The organism is Pseudomonas sp. 22526 (assembly GCF_052044735.1).
GTDB lineage: Bacteria > Pseudomonadota > Gammaproteobacteria > Pseudomonadales > Pseudomonadaceae > Aquipseudomonas > Aquipseudomonas piscium.
This window is the reverse complement of the sequence record NZ_JBQENK010000018.1, coordinates 30290-54483: the sequence shown is the minus strand read 5'-3', so window position 1 is coordinate 54483 and position 24194 is coordinate 30290. Positions and strand designations below refer to the sequence as shown.

The following is a 24194-nucleotide window of genomic DNA, read 5'->3' as shown; positions in this document are numbered from 1 at the left end:
TTGGGTCTACTGGCTCATCCTTGAATCCCGAGGCGTCTTGGCCGCTGGTGTGCGGCCTGCGGCAAGGGTCTGCTGTTCACTTCACGCCGGGCGTCGATGACTCCATCAGCAAGGTCTCGATCCGCGCCGGCACCAGGGGCGATCGTGGTGTCGGCGCGGCCCAGCCGAACAGGGCCTGTGCCGCCGTGGCGCAGACCCGTCCCTGGCAGGCGCCCATGCCGCAGCGACTGTGCAGTTTGGCCTCGCTCCAGCCCGCTTCGCCAGCCACGGCGGCGTAAGGCACATCCTCGCAGCGGCACAGCAGCGTATCAGGTCGTGCCAGGCGCAGAAGCGCGGGTTGCAGAGCGAAGGTTTCACTCACTCGCTCGGCGAACGCCTGCCAATGGGCCCGACGCTGGATCAGCGCCATGGCCTCCTGGGTCTGCCCGCTGGCGGCCAGCCCGGCGATCTCGCCTTCGACCCTCGCCAGTTCGCTGCCGCCGACCCCGGTGCATTCGCCGGCCGCGTACACCTGGGCGAGGCTGGTGGTCTGGTAACGGTCCACCGCGATGGCGTTGGCCTGTAGCTGGCAACCCAGGTGGCTGGCCAGGGTGGTGTTGGGCACCAGGCCGAAACCGCAGGCGAGGCGCTCGCAGGATATTTCCCGAACCTGCTCGCCCTGTTGGATGCGCACCGCTTCCAGGCGATCGTCGCCCAGGGCTTCGAGCACATGGGCGTTGTAGCGATAGGCCGTGGTGACCAGCCCGGCGGCCTGGCCGAGCTTGGCCGGCCAGCGCCAGAGCCCGGCGGCGAATGTCGCCAGCGCGGCCAGCGGGGCTTGTTCCAGGACCGCCTCGACCCGGGCGCCGGCCTGGCGGGCGGTGGCGGCGCTGGCCAGCAGCAAGGGCCCGCTGCCGGCGATGACCACCCGCTCGCCGGCCATGGCCAGGCCGTTTTTCAGTAGCGCCTGCAAGGCCCCGGCGCCTGTCACTCCGGGCAAGGTCCAGCCGGGGAAGGGCAGCAGCAGTTCGCGGGCGCCGCAGCACAGAATCAGGCTCTGGTAGTGGACGAGCAAAGCCTGCTCGGCATTTTCCAGCAGCAGGGCATTGGCACCGGCGCCGGCCACCACTCGGGTGCCGGGCAGATAGCGCAGCCGTGGATGCTCCAGCACCTGCAAGGCTTCGCGGGCGATACCGTTGAGTGTGACGCCGGGCCCGTTGCGCCAGATCTGGCCGCCGGGGCGCGGGTTGTCGTCGAGCAGGACGATGTAGAGCTCGCTGCGGCTCGCCGCCCGGGCCGCAGCAAGGCCCGCCGGGCCACTGCCGACGATAAGGATGTCGCAGTTCAGGCGCTGTTGCTTCATGGCGTGCGCTCCACGTGCATGCCTTCGCGGCACAGGGTCTGGCAGGCCAGTTGGCGCCGGCCGTCGATGGTCATGCGGCATTCCTGGCAGATGCCCATGCCGCAGAAGGGCGCCCGGGGCTGGCCGGTGCAGGAGGTTCGGGTACGTGGGTCGCCGCTGTTGGCGATGGCGGCGGCGACGCTGAGGCCATCGCCCACGGTCAGCGCCTGATGGTCCAGGTAGATGATCATGGGGCGCTTCCTGTCGGGGTGGCGGTCAGCTCGGCGAAGCGTTCGGGGCGATAGGCCTGGGCGTCGATATCCGGCCGTTCGCCGAGCATCAGATGGGTCAGCAGACGGCCGCTGCCGGGGGCGGTGGTGACACCCAGGCCTTCATGACCGACCGCCAGCCACAGGCCTTTGTATCGTGGATGTTCACCAAGGATCGGCAGGCCGTCCGGGGTGGCAGCGCGAAAGCCGGTCCAGGCGCGGATGCCATTCAGTTGCGCCAGACCCGGCAGATAGGTCACGGCCCGTTGCAGCATCGGCCGCAGCACCTCGGGTTCGATGGCCGGGTCGAGAGTATCGAACTGCCGGGACGAGCCGATCAGCAATTGCCCGGTCGGCCGTGGCTGCACATTGAACGCCACCGAGGTGCCGTTGCTGGCGTGGGCGCTGGCGGCATAGCCCAGCTCCACCAGTTGGTGGGACACCTGTTGCGGGTAACGATCGGTGATCAGCAGATGGCCCTTCTTCGGCCGCAGCGGCAACTCCGGCAGTAGGTTCCGCGCCGCCAGACCGTTGGCCAGCACCAGGTACTCGGCGCGCAGCACACGTCCGTCATCCAGCTCCACGCGCTGGGCGGCGATGGCGCTGACCCTGGCCCGCTCGCAGCTGATCCCCGGTGTGTTGTGCAACAGCCAATGGGCCGTGGCCGGGGCGTAGAGAATGCCGTCGCCGGGGATTTTCAGGGCGCCGCCAAGACCTTTGCGCAACATGGGTTCGAGTTCGGCCAGGGTCGTGCTGTCGAGCAATTCGCCTGCCACGCCGTGTTGGGCCAGGGTCGCCTGCTTGGCCCGGGCCAGGTCCATTTCCGCCGGGGCCGCGGCCAGCCACAGGGTGCCGCAATTGCGGTAGGCACAGGCGGCTGGCAGGTGCGCGCGCAGCTGGTTCCACAGGCCGATGGAGTAGTGACTCAGCGCCAGTTCGGCGGGGTTGTCGTCCATCGCCACCAGGTGGCCCATGCCCGCGCCGGTGGCGCCGCCGCTGGCGTTGTCGAGCACCCGCACCCGCAGGCCACGGCGAGCCATTTCGTGGGCGCAGGCGGCCCCGACTATGCCGCCGCCAATCACCAGTACATCGGCTTCGGCCGGCTCGCTCACGAGAGGATGCCCCAGGCGAAGGGATCGCTGTCTTCGATCAGCAAGCTGGCTTCGGCGCTGATATGGGCGGTGCCGCGAATGGTCGGGATGATCTGCTCGCCCGCCTGCTCGTAGTGGGCGCTGAACTGGCTGCCGATCACGCTGGCCTGACGCCAGGTCGCCCCGGGCGCCAGTTTGCCGTCGGCGGCCAGGCAGGCCAGCTTGGCGCTGGTACCGGTGCCGCAGGGGGAGCGGTCGTAGGCCTTGCCGGGGCACAGCACGAAGTTGCGGCTGTCAGCATTCTCGTCGTCGGCGAACAGCTCGATATGGTCGATCACACCGCCGTCGGCACCGCTGATGCCGGCAGCCTCCAAGGCTTCGCGCACGGCCCTGCTGTAGTGGGTCAGGGCTTCGACGTTGTCCAGGGCGATGCGCTGGCCATGCTCGCTGATCAGGAAGAACCAGTTGCCGCCCCAGGCGATATCGCCGCGGACGGTGCCGTGGCCGGGCAGCTGCAGCTCGACGGCGCTGCGGTAACGGTAGGCCGGCACGTTGCGCACGCTGACCGAGAGGTCGTCGTGCAGGGTGGCGCTGACGGTGCCCACCGGGGTTTCGATACGGTGCACGCCGGGTTCGATACGGCCCAGGTGATATAGGGAACGCACCAGGCCGATGGTGCCGTGGCCGCACATGCCCAGGTAGCCGCTGTTGTTGAAGAAGATCACCCCGGCACAGGCATCCGCCGCCTGGGGTTCGCACAGCAAGGCCCCCACCAGCACGTCGCTGCCCCGCGGTTCCAGCACGCAGGCAGTGCGCCAGCGATCGTGGCGCTCTTGCAGGATCGCCAGCCGTTCGGCCATCGAACCGCTGCCCAGATCGGGAAAGCCGTCGACAACCAGGCGAGTCGGCTCGCCCCCCGTATGTGAATCGATGACGGTTATTTTTTTCATGGCATCACCTGACGGAAAAGGCCTACAGATTGGCTCGGGAAAGGGCTGTATCGCTTGTGGGTTTTCTCTGCGGCGGATGACGAAATCGGCACAGTGGGGCTTTCCGCCAATCCTGTAGCCGCTGCCGAGGCACGAGGCTGCGATCGGCTGCGCAGCAGTCGTAAACCCGGCAACTCGGTTTGTCAGAGAGACCGAGGACACAGGGCTGGCGGCCGCTTCGTCGGAATGCCGCCCAACCCGATCGCAGCCTCGTGCCTCGGCAGCGGCTACAGGTGTGCGGTGCGGCTGCTGGCGCAGGGGATTTCAGGCGGGTCGAAGGAGGGTAGTGCGCAGGCGCAATGGACAGAAAAGGTCTGTAGGCGATTGGGCAAATATGCCGATTTCGTCTTGCTTAGGCGGGAAAAGTCTCAAGCTCCAAGGCGGCGAAAGGCGGAATCTGTTTTTCGTTTCCAACGCCTGTCGGCCCCGACCGACTCAACTAACAAGGACAAGACCATGAGCCGTAAAGCCATCCACTGGAGCGGTGTGTTCCCTGCTGTCAGCACCCAGTTCAAAGCTGACTTTTCCCTGGACCTGGACGCCACCCACAGCGTCATGCGCAACCTGGTGGCCGACGGTGTGTCGGGCCTGGTGGTGTGCGGCACCGTGGGCGAAAACACCTCGCTGAGCACCGCGGAAAAACTCTCGGTGATCGAGGTCGCCAAGGACGCTGCCGGCGGCCGCGTGCCGGTGATTGCCGGGATCGCCGAGTTCACCACCGAGTTCGCCCGCAACACCGTGCGCGAAGCGGCCAAGGTCGGGGTCGATGGGGTGATGGTGATGCCGGCCCTGGTGTATTCGGCCAAGTCCCATGAAACCGCCGCGCACTTTCGGGCCATTGCCACCGGCACCGACCTGCCGGTGATGGTCTACAACAACCCGCCGATCTACAAAAACGACGTCACCCCGGATGTGCTGATCGCTCTGCAGGATTGCGAAAACATCGTCTGCTTCAAGGACTCCTCCGGCGATACCCGACGCTTCATCGACCTGCGCAATGCCGTGGGCGACCGCTTCGTGCTGTTCGCCGGCCTGGATGACGTGGTGGTGGAAAGCATCGCCGTCGGCGCCGAGGGCTGGGTCTCCGGCATGTCCAACGCCTTCCCGAAAGAGGGCGAGACCCTGTTCCGCCTGGCCAAGGAAAAACGCTTCGAGGAAGCCCTGGCGCTGTACCGCTGGTTCATGCCGCTGCTGCACCTGGATGCCCGTCCCGACCTGGTGCAGTGCATCAAGCTCTGCGAGGAACTGGTCGGTCGCGGTTCCTCGATCACCCGCCCACCGCGCCTGGCCCTGCAGGGCGAGACCCTGGCCGAGGTCAAGGCGATAGTCGCCAAGGCCCTGGCCGAGCGTCCGCAATTGCCCGACGTCGGTCTGTAAGCCAGCCGACAGGACGCTCCCGCTCCCTGTGTCGTTGGGGGCGTCCTGGTCCACGAGAAGAACAATCACCGTGTTTCACCACGTCGGCGCCCTGTGCGCAGGAGGCCGACGCGAGCTGCCTATTCCAATAACTCAATAAGAAGGCGCGCCTATGTCAGGCCAAGGCAAATTCAAGAAACAGCTCTCTCTGGTTGACCTCACATTCATCGGCCTGGGGGCGATCTTCGGTTCCGGCTGGTTGTTCGCCGCCAGCCATGTCTCGGCCATCGCCGGGCCGGCGGGGATCTTCTCCTGGCTGCTCGGCGGTTTTGCCGTCCTGCTGCTGGGCATCGTCTATTGCGAACTGGGCGCGGCCTTGCCGCGGGCCGGCGGGGTGGTGCGTTATCCGGTGTTTTCCCACGGGCCGCTGCTGGGTTACCTGATGGGCTTCATCACCCTGATCGCGTTTTCCAGCCTGGTGGCCATTGAAGTGGTAGCGGCGCGGCAATACGCGGCGGCCTGGTTTCCGGGGCTGACCCATGCCGGCAACAGCAACCCGACCATCCTCGGCTGGCTGGTGCAGTTCGCCCTGTTGTGCCTGTTTTTCTGGCTCAACTATTCCAGCGTCAAGACCTTCGCCAAGTCCAACAACCTCATCAGCCTGTTCAAGTTCGTCGTGCCGCTGCTGGTCATCGGCGTGCTGTTCACCTTCTTCAAACCGGATAATTTCCACGTCCAGGGCTTTGCCCCCTTCGGTCTGTCCGGCATCGAAATGGCGGTCTCCGCCGGCGGCATCATCTTCGCCTACCTGGGCCTGACGCCGATCATTTCGGTGGCCAGCGAAGTGCGCAATCCACAGCGCACTATTCCCATCGCCCTGATCCTTTCGGTCCTGCTCTCGACCCTGATCTACGGCCTGTTGCAACTGGCGTTCCTCGGCAGTATTCCCACCGACATGCTGGCCAACGGCTGGAGCAGCATCAGCAAGGAATTCTCCCTGCCGTACCGCGACATCGCCCTGACCCTGGGCGTCGGCTGGCTGGCTTATCTGGTGGTGGCGGACGCGGTCATCTCCCCCAGCGGCTGCGGCAACATCTACATGAACGCCACGCCACGGGTGGTGTACGGCTGGGCGAAGACCGGGACCTTTTTCAAGATCTTCACCCGTATCGACGAGCAGTCCGGCATCCCGCGCCCGGCGCTGTGGCTGACCTTCGGCCTGTCGGTGTTCTGGACCTTGCCGTTCCCGTCCTGGGAAGCCCTGATCAATGTGGTGTCGGCGGCCCTGGTGCTGAGTTATGCGATTGCCCCGATCAGCGTGGCGGCGCTGCGCAAGAGCGCGCCGGACCTGCCGCGGCCGTTCCGGGTCAGCGGCTTCGGCCTGTTGGGGCCGGTGTCCTTTGTCATCGCCGCGCTGATCGTCTACTGGTCCGGCTGGAGCACGGTGTCCTGGCTGCTGGGCCTGCAGATCCTGATGTTCGTCATCTATCTGGGCTGCAAGCGCCTGGTGCCCACCGACCACCTGAGCCTCAGTGAACAGGTGCGCTCGTCCCTGTGGCTGATCGCCTTTTACGCCTTGACCATGGTCATTTCCTACCTGGGCAGCTTCGGCGGTATCGGCACGCTTATTCACCCCTACGACACCCTGGCCGTCACTCTCATGGCCCTGTGCATCTACTACTGGGGCGCCAACACCGGGGTGCCGGGCAGCAAGCTGGTGCTGGAAGGGGAAGACGAATGACCGCTGTTCCCGCCATTTATCAAGAGAGGTAACCCATGCCTGTAACAGGACAACTGCTGATCGGCCAATCCCGCGTGCGTGGCGGCCACGGCGAAGTGCACGCGCTGGTCGCCGCCACCGGCGAGATTCTGGTGCCGAGTTTTGGCGGTGCCGGCCCGCATGACCTGGAGCGCGCCTGCGCCCTGGCCGAGGCGGCGTTCGACCGCTATCGGGAAACCAGCCTGGAACAACGGGCGGCGTTCCTGGAGAGTATCGCCAGCAACATCCTTGCCCTGGGCGACGAGCTGATCGAGCGCTGCATGAGCGAGACTGGCCTGCCTCGCGCCCGCCTGGAAGGTGAGCGGGGGCGCACGGTGGGCCAACTACGTTTGTTCGCGGCGGTGGTGCGCGACGGCAGTTTCCTGGAGGCGCGCATCGACCCGGCTCAGTCGGAGCGCCAGCCTCTGCCCAAGGTGGACCTGCGCCTGCGCCAGATTGCCATCGGGCCGGTGGCGGTGTTCGGTGCCTCGAACTTTCCCCTGGCGTTTTCCGTGGCTGGTGGCGACACCGCCTCGGCGTTGGCCGCCGGTTGCCCGGTGGTGGTCAAGGCACATTCGGCGCACCCCGGCACCTCGGAACTGGTAGGGCAGACGATCCAGCAGGCGGTGCACAGTCACGGCTTGCCGGAAGGGGTGTTCTCGCTGTTGTTCGATTCCGGCCGTAGCATTGGCCAGGGGCTGGTGGCGGATGGACGGATCAAGGCAGTGGGCTTTACCGGCTCACGCAGCGGCGGTGTGGCGCTGATGAAGATCGCCGCGGCCCGCGAGGAGCCGATCCCGGTCTATGCCGAGATGAGTTCGATCAACCCGGTGCTGTTGTTGACCCATGCGCTGGCCGAGCGGGGCGAAGCCATCGCCAAGGCCTTTGTCGGTTCCCTGACCCTGGGTGCCGGCCAGTTCTGCACCAACCCGGGGTTGATTCTCGCCGTCGACAGCCCGGCGCTGCGGGCATTTGAAGCCGCGGCGGCAGAGGTGCTCAAGGACGCGCCCGCGCAGGCCATGCTGACGCCAGGCATCCACGCCAGCTATTGCCAGGGTGTCGAGCGGCTGCTGCGGCATGACGAGGTGGAGACCCTGGGGCAGGGCGGCGACGGCGAGCGTTATCAGGCCCGCGCCGCGCTGTTCGCCACTTCGGCGGAGGCCTTTATGGCCAGGACGGAGTTGCGGGAAGAAGTCTTCGGCCCGACCTCGTTGATCGTGCGCTGCACCGATGCCGCCCAGATGAAAGCGCTGCTGGCGAGCCTGGAAGGTCAGTTGACCATCGCCCTGCACCTGAGTGACGACGACCATCCGCAAGCCCGGGAACTGCTGCCGTTGCTGGAGCGCAAGGCCGGCCGCCTGCTGGTCAACGGTTTTGGCAGCGGTGTCGAAGTCGGCCATGCCATGGTCCATGGCGGGCCATTCCCGGCCACCTCGGACACGCGCACCACCTCGGTGGGCAGCCTGGCGATCCAGCGTTTCCTGCGCCCGGTGTCCTATCAGGACGTGCCGCAAGCGCTGTTGCCGCAGGCCTTGTGCAGCGACAACCCCTGGCAGGTTCCGCAGCGCCTCAACGGTGAACGTCCGCGTTGAAAGTCTGTAGCCGCTGCCGAAGGTTCGGGCCGCGTTCGGACGATAAGGCCGCAGGCCTTCGGCGATCTTACCCTCAACCCAATAGGGTCGGGTTTCCCCGGCCTTGACTATCGCCACCGGACCAGGAGTCCCTATGTCCGATCTCGTTACCCTTTCCCTTGCCGAAGTCCAGGCACTATCCCTCAAAGTTCTGACCTGCCACGGCCTGTCCGATGCCCATGCCCGGGCCATTGCCGAGGTCATCACCCAGGGGCAGCGCGACGAGTGCCACTCCCACGGGGTGTATCGCCTGCTGGGCTGTGTGCGCTCCGTGCGCGAGGGCAAGGTCGACCCGTTGGCCGAGCCGAGCCTGCGGCATATTTCCGCGGGCGTGCTGGAGGTGGATGCGCACTACGGTTATTCCTTGCTGGCGTTCCAGACCGGCTTGCCATTGCTGGCGGAAAAGGCCCGTAGCCAAGGGCTCGCGGCCATGGCGATCAAGCGCTGCTTCCACTTCTCGGCGCTGTGGCCGGAGGTCGAAGCCATCGCCGCCGAGGGGCTGGTGGGCATCGCCATGAACCCCAGCCACAGCTGGGTGGCGCCAGCCGGTGGCAGCAAACCGGTGTTCGGCACCAACCCCTTGGCCTTTGCCTGGCCACGGCCGTCGGGCCAGCCGTTCGTGTTCGACTTCGCCACCAGCGCCATCGCCCGCGGCGATATCGAACTGCACGCGCGCCAAGGCAAGGCCATTCCCGAACACTGGGCCATCGATGCCCAGGGCTTGCCCACGACAGATGCCAAGGCGGCCCTGCAAGGCGCCATGCAAACCTTCGGCGGGCACAAGGGTTCAGCCCTGGCGGCGATGATCGAACTGCTGGCCGGCGCGCTGATCGGCGACCTCACCAGCGCCGAGTCCATGGCCCTCGACGACGGCGTCGGCGCCGCGCCCTGCCATGGCGAACTGGTCCTCGCGTTCGACCCCAAAGTGTTCCTGGGCGAGGACTACCCGCAAGGCCTGGCACGCGCCGAAGGGCTGTTTGAAGCGATCACGGGGCAGGGTGCCCGGCTGCCGTCGCAGCGGCGCTTCGAAGCCAGGGCGCGCAGCGAACAACATGGCGTGCAGATCCCACTCGCGCTGTTCAACGATATCCAGGCGCTGTTGCAGCAATAGCCGCAGTCCCCTGTAGGAGCGAGGCTTGCCCGCGATAGCGTCGGTGGCCTTCAGAAAGAGGTTGCTGCCTGGAACAGGGTGGGTGCCTGTGGTGGCTTTATCGCGAGCAAGCTTCGCTCCTACAGGTGTCTGCGTGTCAGGGGGAAGTTCTGCTACGGATATCCGGCGATGCCGACGCCAACCTGCTACTTTCTCTGCGGCATCTTTCCATCGGCGAATACGGATATCCAGTTGATGAACCTCCACTTCGAAACCCCCAATCTATTACTGCGCCCACGCACCCTCGAACACTTCGAGGCCTGCATCGCCATGGACCTGAACCCGGAAGTCACCCGCTACATCCCCGGTCCTTGGGACGGTGGTGAGTGGCACCGGGACTTTTTGCGTTCGCGGATAGAAGGCGATTTCGGCGAGTCCTGCGGTTACTGGGCGATCTTTGCCAAGTCCGCGCCGGAGGAGTTTCTCGGCTGGGTGTCGTTCATTCCCTACGAGGCTGTCGGCCCCGAGCTGGAAATGGGCTGGCGCCTGGTGCGGCGGGCGTGGGGCAAGGGGATTGCGTCCGAGGCGGCGGGGCGCATTGTCGAGCATGCGTTTCTTGGCGCTGGAGTCGAGCGCATCGTGGCCGATGCCCATGCCTTGAACGAAGCGTCTCTGGCGGTGGCGCGCAAGCTGGGTTTTCGTTTTGTGCGCGACGGTGAGTTCGAAGGCTTGCCGAGCAAGTTTTTCGAGATGACCCGGGCGGATTTCGACGCTCGACGACCTTGATCTGCCGCCGCTGACTGGCCGTTTGTCGCCACTGCGCTGTCGCTATCTGCCTGCCGCTACCAGGTTCAGCAAGCAGACAGTTTCGAGCTGCTAAAACACTCCGTACGCCTGGCAGGAGCCGGGTAGTTGCAGGGGGCGTTGTCAGCAGTTCAAACGTCGGCGTCAAGCGCCGGGGAGGCAGCATGTTGTTACGTTACACGGCTCTGGTGGCGGTGGTCGTAGTGGCCTCCGGGTGTGTGCAGGAACGGGTGGTGCATGAGCGGCGGGTGGTCGAACGCGCGGCGCCGGTGGAGTACACCGAGGTGGTTGCGCCGCAGCCACCGCCGGTGCGGGTCATCGAAGTCGAGCCCATGCATCGCCCGGGTTATGTCTGGTCCCGGGCTTACTGGCACTGGGATGGCCGGCAGTATGCGGCGGTCCATGGTCACTGGGAGCCGTTGCGTCCCGGGTACCATTATGTGCACCCGTTCTGGGAGCCTCGCGGCGATGGCCGGCACCTGCATGCGGGTGGCTGGGCCAGTTGAGCGAGAAAAAGCGAAGATAATCCATTGTAGGAGCGAGGCTTGCCCGCGATGGACTTGAGAGCGCCGCGTTTACCCAATGGATGCGCGTTATCGTTAGCCTCCATCGCGAGCAAGCTTCGCTCCTACCCTTTCTCTGACTGATTGGCATCAAATGCTGCTGGCGTCAGGAGCGCCACGAACCTTCGGGCAGTTCGACCTCCCGTTGCGCCTCCGCCAGGGCCGCGCGCAGCCCCGGCTTATCCAGCGGGATGCAGTAGGCCGGTTTGGCCCGTTCGAAGCGCCAGCTGTCCGCCAGGCCGCCGCCATCGACAGCGTCGAAACCCAGCTCGTCGAGCAATTGCACGACCTGCGCCTTGGCCTGCGGATCGTCGCCGGCAATCGGCAGGGCACGACGATCAGGGGCGCCGTTGGGACGGCCGTCGGTCAGCAGGTCCTGGGCGAGGATGGCATTGAACACCTTCACCACCCTGGCGCCTTCGAGGTGCTCGGCGAGCAGTTGGCTGGTGGTGGTTTCGAAGCGGTCCAGGGCTTCGATATGGCCGTCGCGGGCCGGGTAATAGTTGTTGGCGTCCAGCACCGTCTTGCCGGCCAAAAGTGTCGCGGGGAGGCTGCGGTAATGGGCCAGCGGGATGGCCACCAGCACCCGTTCGCCGAACTGCACGGCGTCTTCCACAGTGCCGATGCGGCTGCCGCGAATGCCGCTGGCCACGCTGCTCATGGTCTGCGGGCCGCGGGAGTTGCTGAGCATCACCTCATGTCCTGCCGCCAGGGCCAGTTGCGCCACGGCGCGCCCGATAAAACCTGCTCCGATAATGCCGATACGCATGTCCATGCTCCGTTGAAGGGATCGAGCGGCTATGATGATTCGCCACCAGATTGCGATAAATAAGCGTCTGGTACTTGGTCTTGTTACTGGGAGTGTTGAATGGTGGATCGCCTGACCAGCATGGAAGCCTTTGTCGCGGCCGCCGAAAGCGGTTCCTATGCCCGTGCGGCGACTCGCCTGGGGTTGTCGCCGCAGATGGTCGCCAAGCATGTCGCGGCGTTGGAGCTGCGGCTGGGGGCGCGCCTGCTCAACCGCACCACGCGCCGGCAAAGCCTGACCGAGTTGGGCAGTGCCTACCTCGAGCGCTGCAAGCACATCCTCGGCGAAGCCCGGGCCGCCGATTCCCTGGCGCAGATCATGAACGCCACGCCCCGGGGCAAGTTGCGCATCAGCGCGCCGGTCACCTTCGGTTCCTACAGCCTCATGCCCTTCGTGACAGGTTTTTTGCGCGAGCATCCGGAGGTGGAAATAGACCTGCACCTCACCGATCGCTACATCGACCTGGTGGAGGAGGGCTACGAGGCGGCCTTTCGTATCGGACCACTGGCCGATTCCAGCCTCACCGCCAGGCCGCTGGCGCCCTATCGGCTGATCGCCTGCGCGGCGCCTGCCTACCTCGCTGTCCGGGGCACGCCACGGGTGCCGGCCGATCTCGAGCAGCACGAGTGCCTGGGGTACGCCTACTGGTCACGGCCGGCGGACAACCAATGGCAGTTCCGCCGCGACGGCCAGGTGCATGAGGTTCAGGTGCGCAGCCGCTTGCAGGTCAACGAGAGCAAGGCGCTGCTGTCGGCGGCCGTGGATGGCTTCGGCATAGTGCTGGGGCCGGCGGATTTTCTCGAGCCGGCGCGGGCCGCGGGGGAGCTGGTGCAGTTGCTACCCGGCTATGAGGCGCCGAGTCGTGCCATGCATCTGTTGTACCGGCCGGACCGGCAGATGACCGCCAAGCTGCGGCACTTCGTCGATGCGGCTATCGCTCGTTTTGGCGCCTGAAATCACGGCCTGAAACCCTCGCAGCGCTCTAGACCAAAGCTCTTGAGAACCACGCTTTTTTGTAACCGATACCGTTCGTCCGACGGATGGGTTTGGCAAGCGCCTGCCCGTCAGTCATTCTGGTGGGCGAGATGTCCTAGTGCCACTACTGCATTCATGGCTGTCGCGTCCCCCAGCCTCCCTGCGAATAGGTTGTTTATTGTGATGATCGCGTTATCCCGGCCCGAGGTTGTGTATGCCCGATAAGGCGATTGCCGAGGAGCGGCGCCTGGCCGCCCTGCATGCCCTGGAGTTGCTGGACACCGCCAGTTGCGAGAACTTCGACCGGATCTGCCGCATGGCGGCTGAGTACTTCAAGGTGCCGACCGCCTTGATCAGCCTGGTGGATCGCGATCGCCAGTGGTTCAAGTCGCGGGTGGGCTTCGATGAGCCGCAGACCCCCATCAGCCAGTCGTTCTGTGCCTTCACGGTGCAAGGCCGCGAGGTGCTGGAGGTGCGCAACGCGGCGCGCGATCCGCGCTTCCACGACAACCCCTTGGTGACCCGGGACCAGGGCATCCGCTTCTACGCCGGGGCGCCGCTGTTGACCGCGTCCGGTTATGCCATCGGCAGCCTGTGCATCATCGACAAGGTCGAGCAGCAGCTGAGCATCGTCGAACGCCAGCAGTTGCGGGACATGGCGGCGATGGTCATGGAGCAGGTCGAGCAGCGCCAGCGCCTGCGCCGTCGCGACCCGGTCAGCGGCCTGGCCAATCGCGAGCAGTTCCAGGGCGACCTGCGGGACCTGGCCGAGCACCACCTCGGTGAAAAGCGCGTGCTGGTGCTGATCGATGCCCTGGACATGAAAGTGGCGCACGAACTGACCCTGGCCTTGGGGCTGGCGCCCTTCGAGACCATCATCCGGTTTCTCGCGCTGCGCCTGCAGGAGTACCTGGGGCGGCATGTGCGGGTCTATCACGTGTCGGTCAAACGCTTCGGCTTCCTGCTGCCGGTGCCGGCCCAGGGGCTCGATAAGCTGCTCGATGCCCTGGTCAGCCGCCTGCGTCGCCAGCCGCCCGGGCTGGGGTTTCCCATGATTCCCACGGTCTGCGCCGGGACCGTGGAATTCGAGGTCGATACCCAGTCGGTGGACGATGCCTTGCGCAAGGCCATGTTCGCCCTGGAGCTGGCCATGGCCAGACGCAGTTTCTGGGCGCATTACGATGCCGGGCGCGATCACGCCCAGCGCCGTGCGTTCAACCTGGCCTCGGACCTCAACGATGCCTTGCGCAGTGGCCAGATCTACCTGATGTTCCAGCCGCGCTTCGCCCTGCCCGATGGGGCCCAGGTCAGTGCCGAAGCCTTGCTGCGCTGGGAACATCCGTGGCTGGGGCCGATCTCGCCCGCCGAATTCATTCCGGTGATGGAGCGCAACGGCCTGATTCATCAGGTGACCCGCTGGGTCATCGACACGGTGTTGAGCAAGTTGCACAGTTGGGGCCTGCCCGAGAGCAGCAAGCTGTCGATCAATCTGTCGCCCAAGGATTTCGAGGACCAGGATATCGCCGAGCTGATCCGCCGCGCCTGTGAGCGGCACCGCATCGACCCGCGGCGCCTCGAAGTGGAAATCACCGAAGGCGAGTGGCTGCGTTCCAACCCGAATGTCCTGGCGCAACTGACGCGCATTCGCGAGCTGGGCATGGACGTGGCCATCGATGATTTCGGCACCGGCTACAGCAACTTCGCCTACCTGCATCAGATCCCGGCCAACGTGGTGAAGCTCGACAAGTCGATGATCACCGACCTGGAGCGCAACACCCAGCACCAGAAGATCACCCGCTCGATCATCAGCCTCGCCCGCGAACTGGGCTATCGCACCGTGGCTGAGGGCATCGAGAGTTTCAAATGCCTGCAGATGCTGTACGCGTTCGGCTGCGATGAAGCCCAGGGTTATTTCCTTGCCAGGCCGATGCTGCAGGAGCGCTTCCTGGCCTGGAGCGGGGAGAACCGCTTTCCGTTGCAGCCCAGCATCTAGGACAGGCCTGCTGCTCGCTGGCGAGGCTGTGCCTTAGCGGGCCTGGCCGAGGGCCTTGGCCATGGCTTCGCCCGCCAGGGCATGGACCTTGCGGGTCGGGTGCCATTCATCCCAATAGAAATATTCGTCTGGATGGGCGCATGCCGGCTTCACCTCGGGGTAGGTCGGCTGGCACGGCTGGTCGAGCTGGGCCAGGCCATGTTTGGCAGGCTGGCGGCGCAGTTGGTCGCTGAAGGCGATGTGGTCGAAGTAGGTGATCTGCACATCGAGCTTTTTGCTCTCGGCCACCAGCAGCGACGGCAGTTGCCGTTCAAGTATCTGTTGATAGTGCAACGCCGGTTCGCTCTGCCTGCTGGCCACCACCGCCGGGGCATGGCGCAGGTCGGTGCTGCCGACCACCAGGAAATGCCTGGCGCCGGCCTTGGCCAGGCGGCCGACGGCATTCTGGATATGGCCGATGCTGCTGGCGGCCAATTCGTCGATCGGCTCCTTGTGACCGAAGTCGGCGTGTTCGAAAAAGTCGTTGGCGCTGATGAAGATGAAGTACAGCGCGCGAGGGTCGGCCTGGCCTTTGGCGTTGGCCAGGTAGTCGTCGATTTGCCCGCTCACTCCTGTGTCGCGGTACGCGGTCATCCAGGCGTAGTAGTTGTTCTGCCCGCTTTTCGCGCCGCCAACGGCGTGGTCGGCGAGGGGCAGCCGCAGGCTTTTGGCGAGCACTTCCACGGCGGTCGGGCCGTTGCTCCAGCGGCCTTGCCAGTACAGCTCGCCGGGCAGTTGCTGAGCATCCTTGAGCTGGCGGGCGAGCATGTCCCGGGTCAAGCGGTCGCTGGCGCCGTTGTCGGAGTAGCTGTCGCCGAAGGCGTACAGATGATCGAACGAAGGGCCGGCCAGGCAGTTGCCGGCGGCCAACGAAAGTGCGAGCAAGGGAGCGAGCAGGATCTGGCGCATGGGCGGTCTCTAGGGTGAAAGGCGAGGGCTCATCCTAGAAGTTTCGAGCGCTGCCGATGCACCGGATGCGACCTGGGCGTAGCCGTACTCGTCCGCACGTGCCTATGGACGACCTGTACGACTAAAGTTTCATCGCGACGAACGGGCGAGCAGGGCCTCGACTTTTTGCCGAAACGCCTCCAGCGCGGCCTGTTCTTCGGCGCTGTATTGCTTGGCGCTTTCATGCAGCGCGCAGACGGTGCCGAACACCTTGCCATCGGCATCGCGTACCGGGTAACCCAGGTAGTTGCTCAGGCCGAATTCCACCTCGTCCTCGTTGCCCGCCCACTCGGCTTCCAGCCTTGAATCCTTGACGTACAGCGGCTGGCCGCTGTCCACCACTTGCTCGCAATACAGCGCCTGGCCGTTGTGTGCGAGGCTGCTTTTCTGGCCCTGGGCGCCAATCGGATAAGTATCCTCATGCCGCCCGCCCGAGGCCTCGACCTGCATGTGCTGGGGCAGCGAACGCATGATCAGGATGGAACTGACGCCCAACTGCCTGGCCAGGGCATCGATATCGGCCTGCAGCGAGTCGAACAATGGAGAAGATTTGGCCACCTGGGCCTCCTGTCTGTTTAGCCTGGGGAGGGCCGACTATAACGGGACGGGCAGGGCGGTTTTAAATACCGAATGGGTCCTTGCTTATATTCGTTTGCAGGTCGTTTGCCGGGGCATCGCAGGGGGATAAAAAATCGGCCACGCCGGGCCGGTTTTTCTTTTGCCCGAGCGCTAGCCGGTTCAGCCTTGAGCGGCCACCCACCGCATCATTGGCCGCCCGCGCTCTTCGACCAGAGCGGCGTGTTCAGTCCTGCTGCAATACTTTCAATGCAGCCGAAGCGAGAAAACCCGAGCGGCTTTTTGCTTCCGGGTGATGCAGCACGTATTCGTCGATGCGGTTCAGCAGGTAGCCGGGCAGGGTGATGTTGAGCTTCTGCGCCTTGCCCAGGTACTTGGTGACATCGATGTCGATCAGTGCCCAGGTGCAGCCTGCGTACTGAGGGTTGGCCGCGTGCAGGGTGACCTTGTTGGCGGGCGGGATGGCGGCACCGTCTTCGGCGAGAATCTCGAAGTGCCCTTCGATGGCTTCGCGGGCCATGGCCATGGCGTCGTCGAGGTCGTCGCCGGCCGAGAAACAGCCAGGAATGTCGGGGACTTCCACGCCCCAGGCGTGTTCGTCATCGCCCATTGAAATTGCAATCGGGTAAAGCATGTGCGGAACCTCCAGGGCGCGGTGAATCACCTTCACATGAGCAGCGCCTGTTTCAGAATGCTGATGGCGGTTTTTCTCAGCAGGTCCTTTTTGGGATGTGGAACTGTCACCAGCCCCGGTTTACTGGGGGGCCTGAAAATGGTGGTGACTGCCTCTGACCCTGACCAGATACCAACCGTCTGCGACGATTTGGCCGATCAAATACCGACTGTTCACATCACCTCCTTGTGATGTCTGGTGGTTACTATACCTACCAAATAAAGGTGATCAACACCTTGCCCGCCCGACGGTCGTTGGCAGGGGCACTCTGCAGGCTGAAGTGTAGAAAGATAGCGTTTGGGAGGTGGCGGATAAGAGCGCCGGCTGTGTTGCAGGATCCTTCCTGAACCGTGATATCTGCAGAAATGCTGACCAAGCCGATTTCGTTGAGGATCGACAGGAATACCCGATGAGCGGAATACGTCCTCCTTGAAGATGAGCGAACCCGGTCGAGGCGCTGGAGGACAGCACGGGGCCGTTGCCATTTCCGCGCTCGTTTGTCCTGGCAATGGGTGGATAGCGCACCCATGAAGCGCCCATAAAAAAACCGGTCACTCAAGGACCGGTTTTTTGTTTCTGCATCTCTCGTCGGCAGGGCCTGACGAGGGACTCGAATGAAGTGGAGCGGGTGAAGGGAATCGAACCCTCGTTATCAGCTTGGGAAGCTGGAGTAATGCCATTATACGACACCCGCTCGGAGCGGCTGACTTTGTACCAGAAGTGCGCGCGGATTTGAAGTTTTTCTTTACCGGGCCTGTGTTTGCGAGGCGGCGGGAGATGCACGCAGGCACGGTTCTACGCCGTCATCGCGGCGACGGGGCGAAGAGCGTCTTGTGGTCTATCGCGGGCAAGCTCGCTCCTGCGGCAGGGGACGAGTTGCTCGCGATGACGCCACTTCAGATAGCCAGGGCATGGTGGTCCTGCAGATAGTGATAACGCGGACGGCTGGTGTGCTGGGTCGGTTTGAGGAACCCCATCAGCGCGTTACGGCTGTCCCGGCAGGCGGCCTTGTGTTCCATGTCGAGGAAGTGCCCGGCGGCCTGGATGGTGCTGAACGTCGAGTGCCGGACATGGTTGCCGAACAGCCGGGCGTCATTGGCGGCGGTGTATTCGTCCCATTCGCCGTTCATGAACAGCACCGGTACGTCGATGTTCTTCGCCGCTTTCAGGTAGCACTGGCGGTCGCTGTTGAGGACATGGCTGATGTGGAAGTGCATCTGCCCGTACTCATGCTCGGCCAGGGTGCTGACGTGGCGATAGTTGAAACGCTTGAACAGCGACGGCAGGTGCTTGCCGATGGTCTCGTTGACCAGGTGCCCGACACGGTTGCGGTCCAGGTTGCCAAGGTAATCGACACCGCGTTCGAGGTAGTCTCGCATCGGTTCGTTGATCACCGGCGAGAACGAGCTGATCACCGCCTTCTCGATGCGCCGCGGGCGCTGCGCCAGGGCGACCAGCGTTGGCGCGCCGCCCCAGGAGAACGACATCACGTGCTCGGCGGCAAAGTGGTCGATCAGCTCCAGCAGGATCTGCCCTTCGACTTCCTTGGTGAGCATTTTCTCGTGTCTGTTGTGGGCTTTCGAACGACCGGCGTAGGGCTGGTCGTAGAGCACCACGTTGAATTGCGGATGCAGATTCTTCACGGTCTGCGCAAAAGACGCAGTGGTGGCCATTGAGCCGTTGACCAGAATGATGGTCTTTTCTGCGGCATCTGCGCGATAGAACTCCGTGTAAACCCGATACTGACCTTGTATATCCAGCACAGCGATTTCTGGCCTCATGTCATAAGACTCCTGGCAAGCGGGTATGCGCGCAACCGAGGGTGCACGAGATTTGTGACAGGTAGGCATTCGCCTGGAATTGTTAGCCCATGTCGATCCGCACAGATGGTCGACGGGTGTTGTTATAGGCGGGCAATTTGCCGGACAACAGGAATGAGCACAGGCGGCTCGGACGGCAAAGGATTTCTTAGAATATGTTGGTGACTCATCGGTCACATTTCGGCCGACGGACTGATTCAAGCAGGGAGAACGCCGTCCCGCAAGTGCCGTTTGGTAAATTGTTCGACAATTTCGGCTGAATGGTGACGACCGTCGTCGATGGCTTACAGCGGCTAGAGAAATTGCAGGCAATCAGATCAGGCGGATTTCTTCATCGGTCAGCGGTCGGTACTCGCCAGGCGCCAGGTTTTCGTCGAGAACCAGCGGCCCCATGCGTTCGCGGTGCAGGCGCAAGACCTTGTTGTCGAAATGGCCGAACATGCGCTTGACCTGGTGATAGCGGCCTTCGACGATGCTCAGCCGCGCGCACCGGGGGCCGAGGATCTGCAACTCGGCGGGCAGGGTGGTGAGGTCCTCGAAAGCGAAGTACAGGCCCCGGGCGAAGGTCTCGGCGTACTCCGGGCCTATGTCCTGTTCCGTCTCGACGTAATAGCGCTTCGGCAGTTTGGTCTGCGGCTGGGTCAGGCGCCGCGACCAACTGCCGTCGTTGGTGAGGATCAGCAGGCCGGTGGTGTTGTAGTCCAGGCGCCCGGCGATGTGCAGCTCGTGCTTGTCCGGTTCGTCCAGCAGGTCGAGCACGGTGCGGTGTTCGGGATCGCGGGTGGCACTGACGCAGCCCATGGGTTTGTGCAGCATGAAATAGCGCGGCGGCTTGCCGGCCTGCAGCACTTCGTCGTCGAGTTCGACCCGGCTGAATTCCCGCACCTCGGCGTGGGGATCGTTGACCACCTGACCGTCGATACGGATGCGCTTTGCCACCAGCAACAGGCGCACCTGCTGGCGGTTGAAGCGGGGCAGGTTACTGAGGAAACGGTCAACGCGCATGGCTATCGGCAGGCTGGCAAAAGGCTGCGCATCTTACGGGATCGGCCTGGCGGCCGCTTGCAGTTGCGCCTCGACCTGGGCGCAGCGCGGACACAGGCAGGCGCGATCGCGCAGCTCCGGCGGCAGGGCTTGGAGCACCGCCGGGTCGATGCTCACGCTGTAGCACCAGCAGGCCTGGTCGGCGGTACGCGGGTTGGCCAGGCTGCAGTCGTTGCGGGCGCCGCAGGCCGGGCAGAGGCTGGGGCTGTTCAGGGTCGGTTCATTCATAACTGGAGTGAGGCATTTCCACGCAGGTTCGGTTACGGCCGCTCTGCTTGGCACGGTACATCGCATGGTCGGCGCGCGACAGCAGGCTGTGCAGGGTATCGTCCGCCTGCAGCGTGGTCACGCCGATACTGACGGTCAGGTGCAGATTCTTGCCCTCATAGGCATAGCTCTGTTGTTCGATCAGCAGGCGGATCTTCTCGGCAATCTTCAGCGCCGTGGCGCTGTCGGTGTCCTTGAGCAGCACGATGAACTCTTCGCCACCCCAGCGGCAAACGATATCGGACTGGCGCAGGCAGCTTTCCAGGTGCCGGGCGAAGCCGCTCAACACCTGGTCGCCGGCGAGGTGGCCGTGGGTGTCGTTGAGGCGTTTGAAGTGATCCAGGTCCAGCAGCAGGGCGGTCAGCGGCTTGGGTTCGCGCTGGGCTTCATGCATGGCCTGGAGGGCCAGCAGGTCGAAGCCGCGACGGTTGGGCAGGCCGGTGAGGCTGTCGAGGGTGGCCTGGGTTTCGATCTTGCGCTGGAAGCGCCTGATCACGCCGTTGAGCAGGGCCAGTACGATCAGGGTGATCACCAGGCAGATCAGCAGGTTGAGGTACAGCGAGCGGCGGATATCGCCCAGGGCGCTGCCCTCGTTCTTGTCGACGAACAGGTACCAGTTCAGCTCGGGAATGAAACGCACATTGAGAAAGTGCCGCTGGCCCTGGGCGTTGTATTCATAGCTGCCGCTGTGGGGGGTGGGCAGCTTGGCCTGCAGGTCGTGCAGGTTTTCCAGTTCGAGCAGCGACTGGCCGGCCCGCGCGCCCTGCGGACCGCCTTCGGCCCCGGTGAGGGCGATCCGGCCCTGGGTATCGACGAAATACACACTGCGCTGATAACGCTGCTGGTAGCGGTCGATCAGCTTGATCACCGTATCTACCTTGAGGCCGACACCGGCGACGCCGATGAAATTGTCCTGGTAGTCGTAGACCTTGTAGTTGATGAAAAACGTCAGGTTGTTCTGGTTGGCCTGGTCCGGATCGACGTTGATCTCGTACGGGGTGGCCATGTCGCGGACGCGAAAATACCAGGCGTCGAGGGGGGTATCAGGACTGATTTTCTTCAGCACGCCCTTGGCGTGGTAGTAGGTCAAGGTGCTGTTGGAGACGAAGAAGGCGGTGTAGGCGCCGTAGTGGGTCATCACCTCGTTGAGGTAGCGGGTCATCTGCTCGGGGTCGCGTTCGCCCCCCAGCACCCAGTCGCGCATGAAGGTATCGCGGGACATCATCGAAGAAATCAGGATCGGTCGTACCAGGTCTTTCTGGATCTCCGAATACAGGGTGTCGGAGGTCAGCGGCAGCTCGGTGTTGACGATGTTGTCGCGGATCGAGGTCCGCGAGGCGTAATAGCTGAGCAAGGACGTGGCCATAAAACCGCAGCCCAGCAACGCGATGAGCGTGATGATCAACCAGCGTTGCGAATACAGCGGGGAACTAAGCGGCATGGGCGACTCCGTGGCAGTGACCCGATGCAAGCATTCTAGTGGCAGTGCCGGTGAGTAGCTGCGTCATTTGATAGCTCGCCACTAATGGCTCACAGCCCGCGAAAACCGGGCATTTTCGGATCCAAAATCCTTGCGTGGCGACTTGTATCAAGGTGTAACGAAAAACGCACCAGACCCCGTTTTCACGGTCAGATATTCCGTCAGCCAGAACAACCTTGGCTGCCGCCGGTCAGCGTCGCTGGCATGGCCCATCAGCGGTCCAGGAGGCCGCCATGTATCGTCGAATTCTTCTCACTGCGTTCCTGGGTTTGGCTCTTTCTGCCTGCGTTCCCTATTACGACTACGACGGAGGTTCCACTTACTACCGCTCTGAGGTCTATACGACGCCGGCGCCGGTCTATTACGGCGGCTCCTATTATTCTTCCGGCCGCGGCTATTACGCGCCGCGTTATTACCAATCTGCGCCTCGGTACTACCAACCAGCTCCCCGGTACTACCAGCCGCGGTATTACCAACCGGCACCGCGTTACTACCAGTCGGCGCCGCGGGCCGTTTACCGCGCCTACCCGAACCGTGGCTGGGATGGCCACCGCCAGGGCTGGAACAACGACTACCGGCGCCACGACGGCCGCCGCGACCATGATGGCCGGCGCGGCGATCGGGACTGGAGCGATCGCGGTCGCGACGATCACCGTCGTGACCGTCATCACAACCGCTGATCTGCCCACAACCAACAAGCGGCGCCAGGAGCGCCGCTTTTTCATGGCCGGCTTTCAGAAGTCCGACAGATCGGCCAAGGGGTGACGGCCTTCCCAGGCCTTGTGGAAATGCGCCTGTACCACGGCGTCGGGGATGCTGTTGATGTCCAGCCAGTGCCAGCGGGGTTTGTGGTCCTTGTCGATCAAGCGCGCCCGCACCCCTTCGCTGAATTCGGGATGCCGGCAGCAGTTCAGGCTCAGGGTGTATTCCATCTGGAACACCTGGGCCAGGGACAGGTGCCGGGCCCGCTGGATCTGTTCCCAGATCAGGCAGGCGGTCAGTGGGCAGCCTTCGCTGAGGGTTTTCGCCGCCCGGGCCAGCAGGGCATCCGAGTGATTGTGCAGCTGGCTGATGGCTCGCCAGGCACAGCGTACGTCGCTGACGTCCAGCCACTCGTCGATCTGCTGGCGCCGTGGCAGCCATTGGGCCGCGGGCATTTGCTCAACGGCCTCCTGTTGCAGGGCCTTGAGCAGGCTGTTGAGCTGCATCGGCGTCTGTTCCTGCCAGTTGAGTTGCAGCAACCCGTCGATCAGCGCTTCCTGCTGGTCGTCCCGCAGGAAGCGGTCGGCCAGGTCCAGGTCGATGGCATCGCGGCCGTTCATATGTGCGCCGGTCAGGCCGAGGAACAGCCCGAGCTTGCCCGGCAGGCGCGAGAGGAACCAGCTGGCGCCGACATCCGGGTACAGGCCGATGCTGATTTCCGGCATCGCCAGGCGGCTGCTCGGCGTGACGATACGAATGTTGGCGCCCTGCAGCAGGCCCAGGCCGCCACCGAGCACATAGCCGTGGCCCCAGCAGATCAGCGGTTTCGGGTAGGTGTGCAGGTGGTAGTCGAGACGGTATTCCGCGGCGAAGAATTGCGCGGCCAGTGGCGGCACTTCGCCGGGGTTGGCCAGGCAGGCCTGGACCAGGCTGCGTACTTCGCCGCCGGCGCAAAAGGCCTTGGCGCCGTTGCCGCGCAACAGCACACAGACCACTTGTGGATCCCTGGCCCAGGCTTCCAAACGGTCGCTCAACAGATGGATCATCGGCAGGGACAAAGCGTTGAGGGATTGTTCGGCATCCAGGCTGGCAATTGCGATGCGCGCGCCGTCGGTGCCGGTGAGTTCTTCGAAGTGCAGATTCATCGTGACCTCGATCGGGAATTTGAGCGTTCAGTATGATCGCTATAGGCGAAAGTGGCGGTTCTGCGTCAGATCAATTGACAAGCGTGGTGGGCTTTCCTAGGGTGCGCCCATTGATTTTACCGGGTGCAACCATGACCGATGACGACCGTATCAAACTCGAACCCAGCTGGAAGCAGGCACTGCGTGCCGAATTCGACCAGCCTTACATGGCGGAGTTACGCGAGTTCCTGCGTCAGGAACATGCCTCTGGCAAGGAGATCTACCCGCCGGGCCCGTTGATTTTCAATGCGCTGAATTCCACGCCGCTGGACAAGGTCAAGGTGGTGATCCTCGGCCAGGACCCTTACCACGGCCCGGGCCAGGCCCACGGCCTGTGCTTCTCGGTGCAGCCGGGCGTACCGGCGCCGCCGTCTCTGGTGAACATCTATAAAGAGCTCAAGCGCGACTTGAACATCGACATGCCCAACCACGGTTACCTGCAGAGCTGGGCCGACCAGGGTGTGCTGATGCTCAACACCACCATGACCGTGCAACGAGCCAACGCCGCTTCCCACGCGGGCAGGGGCTGGCAGCATTTCACCGACCGGATCATCGAAGTGGTGAGCCAGCACCAGCCGCATCTGGTGTTCCTGCTGTGGGGCTCCCATGCCCAGAGCAAGCAGAAGCTGATCGATGCCACCAAGCACCTGGTGCTGACCTCGGTGCACCCGTCGCCCCTGTCGGCGTACCGCGGCTTTATCGGTTGCGGGCATTTCAGCCGGACCAACAAATACCTCGAGCAGAATGGCGAGACGCCGATCGAATGGCGGTTGCCGCCGGTTTGATGGGGGTTTGAGGAACGTCATCGCGGG

The 24194-nt window shown here is 64.0% G+C and carries 23 protein-coding genes, 1 tRNA gene and 1 pseudogene; 10 read left to right on the top strand and 15 right to left on the bottom strand.

All coding sequences use genetic code 11. The features are described 5' to 3' along the window. Window positions 1–76 precede the first annotated feature (76 nt). The 4 genes from ACTJKT_RS23995 to ACTJKT_RS23980 are packed head-to-tail and all read right to left on the bottom strand — an operon-like array spanning window position 77 to window position 3631. A complete protein-coding gene (locus ACTJKT_RS23995) occupies window positions 77–1342 on the bottom strand; it encodes an FAD-dependent oxidoreductase (RefSeq protein ID WP_440788817.1) in 1266 nt (421 codons plus the stop codon). Next, a complete protein-coding gene (locus tag ACTJKT_RS23990; protein ID WP_440788816.1) occupies window positions 1339–1572 on the bottom strand; it encodes a 2Fe-2S iron-sulfur cluster-binding protein in 234 nt (77 codons plus the stop codon). The genes ACTJKT_RS23995 and ACTJKT_RS23990 overlap by 4 nt, the downstream gene beginning before the upstream one ends. Continuing rightward, window positions 1569–2702 (bottom strand): NAD(P)/FAD-dependent oxidoreductase, encoded by a 1134-nt coding sequence (locus ACTJKT_RS23985; RefSeq protein WP_440788815.1) that lies wholly within the window; start codon window positions 2700–2702, stop codon window positions 1569–1571. The genes ACTJKT_RS23990 and ACTJKT_RS23985 overlap by 4 nt, the downstream gene beginning before the upstream one ends. Continuing rightward, complete coding sequence (locus ACTJKT_RS23980) at window positions 2699–3631, bottom strand: 4-hydroxyproline epimerase (RefSeq protein ID WP_440788814.1); 933 nt, start codon at window positions 3629–3631, stop codon at window positions 2699–2701. Before ACTJKT_RS23980 ends, ACTJKT_RS23985 begins: the two co-directional genes overlap by 4 nt. A 495-nt stretch (window positions 3632–4126) precedes the next feature. On the opposite strand from ACTJKT_RS23980, the gene ACTJKT_RS23975 reads away from it, so the two are divergent. The 6 genes from ACTJKT_RS23975 to ACTJKT_RS23950 all read left to right on the top strand — a co-directional run bounded on the left by ACTJKT_RS23975 (window position 4127) and on the right by ACTJKT_RS23950 (window position 10816). After that, complete coding sequence (locus tag ACTJKT_RS23975; protein WP_123410971.1) at window positions 4127–5047, top strand: dihydrodipicolinate synthase family protein; 921 nt, start codon at window positions 4127–4129, stop codon at window positions 5045–5047. A 151-nt stretch (window positions 5048–5198) separates the two neighbouring features. After that, on the top strand, window positions 5199–6767 hold the full coding sequence (locus ACTJKT_RS23970) for an APC family permease (RefSeq protein ID WP_440788813.1): 1569 nt from the start codon (window positions 5199–5201) through the stop codon (window positions 6765–6767). 35 nt (window positions 6768–6802) lie between these two features. After that, on the top strand, window positions 6803–8377 hold the full coding sequence (locus ACTJKT_RS23965) for an aldehyde dehydrogenase (NADP(+)) (RefSeq protein ID WP_440788812.1): 1575 nt from the start codon (window positions 6803–6805) through the stop codon (window positions 8375–8377). A gap of 133 nt (window positions 8378–8510) precedes the next feature. Further along, on the top strand, window positions 8511–9527 hold the full coding sequence (locus ACTJKT_RS23960) for an Ldh family oxidoreductase (RefSeq protein WP_440788811.1): 1017 nt from the start codon (window positions 8511–8513) through the stop codon (window positions 9525–9527). 234 nt (window positions 9528–9761) lie between these two features. Further along, entirely contained in the window at window positions 9762–10292 is a 531-nt protein-coding gene (locus tag ACTJKT_RS23955; RefSeq protein ID WP_440788865.1) for a GNAT family N-acetyltransferase, read from the top strand. Window positions 10293–10474: 182 nt separating this feature from the next. Then, window positions 10475–10816 (top strand): YXWGXW repeat-containing protein, encoded by a 342-nt coding sequence (locus ACTJKT_RS23950; protein WP_440788810.1) that lies wholly within the window; start codon window positions 10475–10477, stop codon window positions 10814–10816. A 163-nt stretch (window positions 10817–10979) separates the two neighbouring features. Here the strand turns inward: ACTJKT_RS23950 and ACTJKT_RS23945 are convergent, their stop codons facing one another. Next, window positions 10980–11642: an NADPH-dependent F420 reductase gene (locus ACTJKT_RS23945; RefSeq protein ID WP_440788809.1), complete on the bottom strand. Its 663-nt coding sequence runs from the start codon at window positions 11640–11642 to the stop codon at window positions 10980–10982. Window positions 11643–11741: 99 nt separating this feature from the next. Between ACTJKT_RS23945 and ACTJKT_RS23940 the strand changes: the two genes are divergently transcribed. Both ACTJKT_RS23940 and ACTJKT_RS23935 read left to right on the top strand, forming a co-directional pair. After that, complete coding sequence (locus ACTJKT_RS23940) at window positions 11742–12635, top strand: LysR family transcriptional regulator (protein ID WP_440788808.1); 894 nt, start codon at window positions 11742–11744, stop codon at window positions 12633–12635. A gap of 235 nt (window positions 12636–12870) precedes the next feature. Further along, window positions 12871–14649 carry a putative bifunctional diguanylate cyclase/phosphodiesterase gene (locus tag ACTJKT_RS23935; protein ID WP_440788807.1) on the top strand — a complete coding sequence of 593 codons (1779 nt, stop codon included), beginning with the start codon at window positions 12871–12873 and terminating at the stop codon, window positions 14647–14649. A gap of 33 nt (window positions 14650–14682) precedes the next feature. Here the strand turns inward: ACTJKT_RS23935 and ACTJKT_RS23930 are convergent, their stop codons facing one another. The 9 genes and pseudogenes from ACTJKT_RS23930 to ACTJKT_RS23890 all read right to left on the bottom strand — a co-directional run bounded on the left by ACTJKT_RS23930 (window position 14683) and on the right by ACTJKT_RS23890 (window position 21457). Next, window positions 14683–15597: an SGNH/GDSL hydrolase family protein gene (locus ACTJKT_RS23930; RefSeq protein ID WP_440788806.1), complete on the bottom strand. Its 915-nt coding sequence runs from the start codon at window positions 15595–15597 to the stop codon at window positions 14683–14685. A 129-nt stretch (window positions 15598–15726) separates the two neighbouring features. Beyond that, window positions 15727–16194: a GAF domain-containing protein gene (locus ACTJKT_RS23925; protein ID WP_440788805.1), complete on the bottom strand. Its 468-nt coding sequence runs from the start codon at window positions 16192–16194 to the stop codon at window positions 15727–15729. Window positions 16195–16438: 244 nt separating this feature from the next. Further along, window positions 16439–16846 (bottom strand): type II toxin-antitoxin system HicB family antitoxin, encoded by a 408-nt coding sequence (locus ACTJKT_RS23920; RefSeq protein WP_063429381.1) that lies wholly within the window; start codon window positions 16844–16846, stop codon window positions 16439–16441. 32 nt (window positions 16847–16878) lie between these two features. After that, window positions 16879–17062, bottom strand: a pseudogene (locus ACTJKT_RS23915) (type II toxin-antitoxin system HicA family toxin). 443 nt (window positions 17063–17505) lie between these two features. Further along, window positions 17506–17579 (bottom strand) — tRNA-Gly (locus tag ACTJKT_RS23910). A gap of 202 nt (window positions 17580–17781) precedes the next feature. Next, the gene (locus ACTJKT_RS23905) at window positions 17782–18666 is read right to left on the bottom strand and encodes an alpha/beta fold hydrolase (protein WP_440788804.1); all 885 of its coding nucleotides are present in this window, start codon (window positions 18664–18666) and stop codon (window positions 17782–17784) included. A 351-nt stretch (window positions 18667–19017) separates the two neighbouring features. Beyond that, window positions 19018–19710: a pseudouridine synthase gene (locus tag ACTJKT_RS23900; RefSeq protein WP_440788803.1), complete on the bottom strand. Its 693-nt coding sequence runs from the start codon at window positions 19708–19710 to the stop codon at window positions 19018–19020. A 33-nt stretch (window positions 19711–19743) separates the two neighbouring features. Beyond that, a complete protein-coding gene (locus ACTJKT_RS23895) occupies window positions 19744–19962 on the bottom strand; it encodes a cysteine-rich CWC family protein (protein WP_440788864.1) in 219 nt (72 codons plus the stop codon). Between the two features lie 7 nt (window positions 19963–19969). Next, entirely contained in the window at window positions 19970–21457 is a 1488-nt protein-coding gene (locus tag ACTJKT_RS23890) for a sensor domain-containing diguanylate cyclase (protein WP_440788802.1), read from the bottom strand. Between the two features lie 272 nt (window positions 21458–21729). Between ACTJKT_RS23890 and ACTJKT_RS23885 the strand changes: the two genes are divergently transcribed. Then, window positions 21730–22176: a hypothetical protein gene (locus ACTJKT_RS23885; RefSeq protein WP_440788801.1), complete on the top strand. Its 447-nt coding sequence runs from the start codon at window positions 21730–21732 to the stop codon at window positions 22174–22176. Window positions 22177–22230: 54 nt separating this feature from the next. On the opposite strand, the gene ACTJKT_RS23880 is transcribed toward ACTJKT_RS23885, so the two are convergent. Further along, on the bottom strand, window positions 22231–23343 hold the full coding sequence (locus ACTJKT_RS23880; protein ID WP_440788800.1) for an enoyl-CoA hydratase/isomerase family protein: 1113 nt from the start codon (window positions 23341–23343) through the stop codon (window positions 22231–22233). A 131-nt stretch (window positions 23344–23474) separates the two neighbouring features. Here ACTJKT_RS23880 and ung point away from each other — a divergent pair, with 131 nt between their 5' ends. Continuing rightward, complete coding sequence (gene ung, locus ACTJKT_RS23875) at window positions 23475–24167, top strand: uracil-DNA glycosylase (RefSeq protein WP_097302327.1); 693 nt, start codon at window positions 23475–23477, stop codon at window positions 24165–24167. The last annotated feature ends 27 nt before the right edge of the window (window positions 24168–24194 follow it).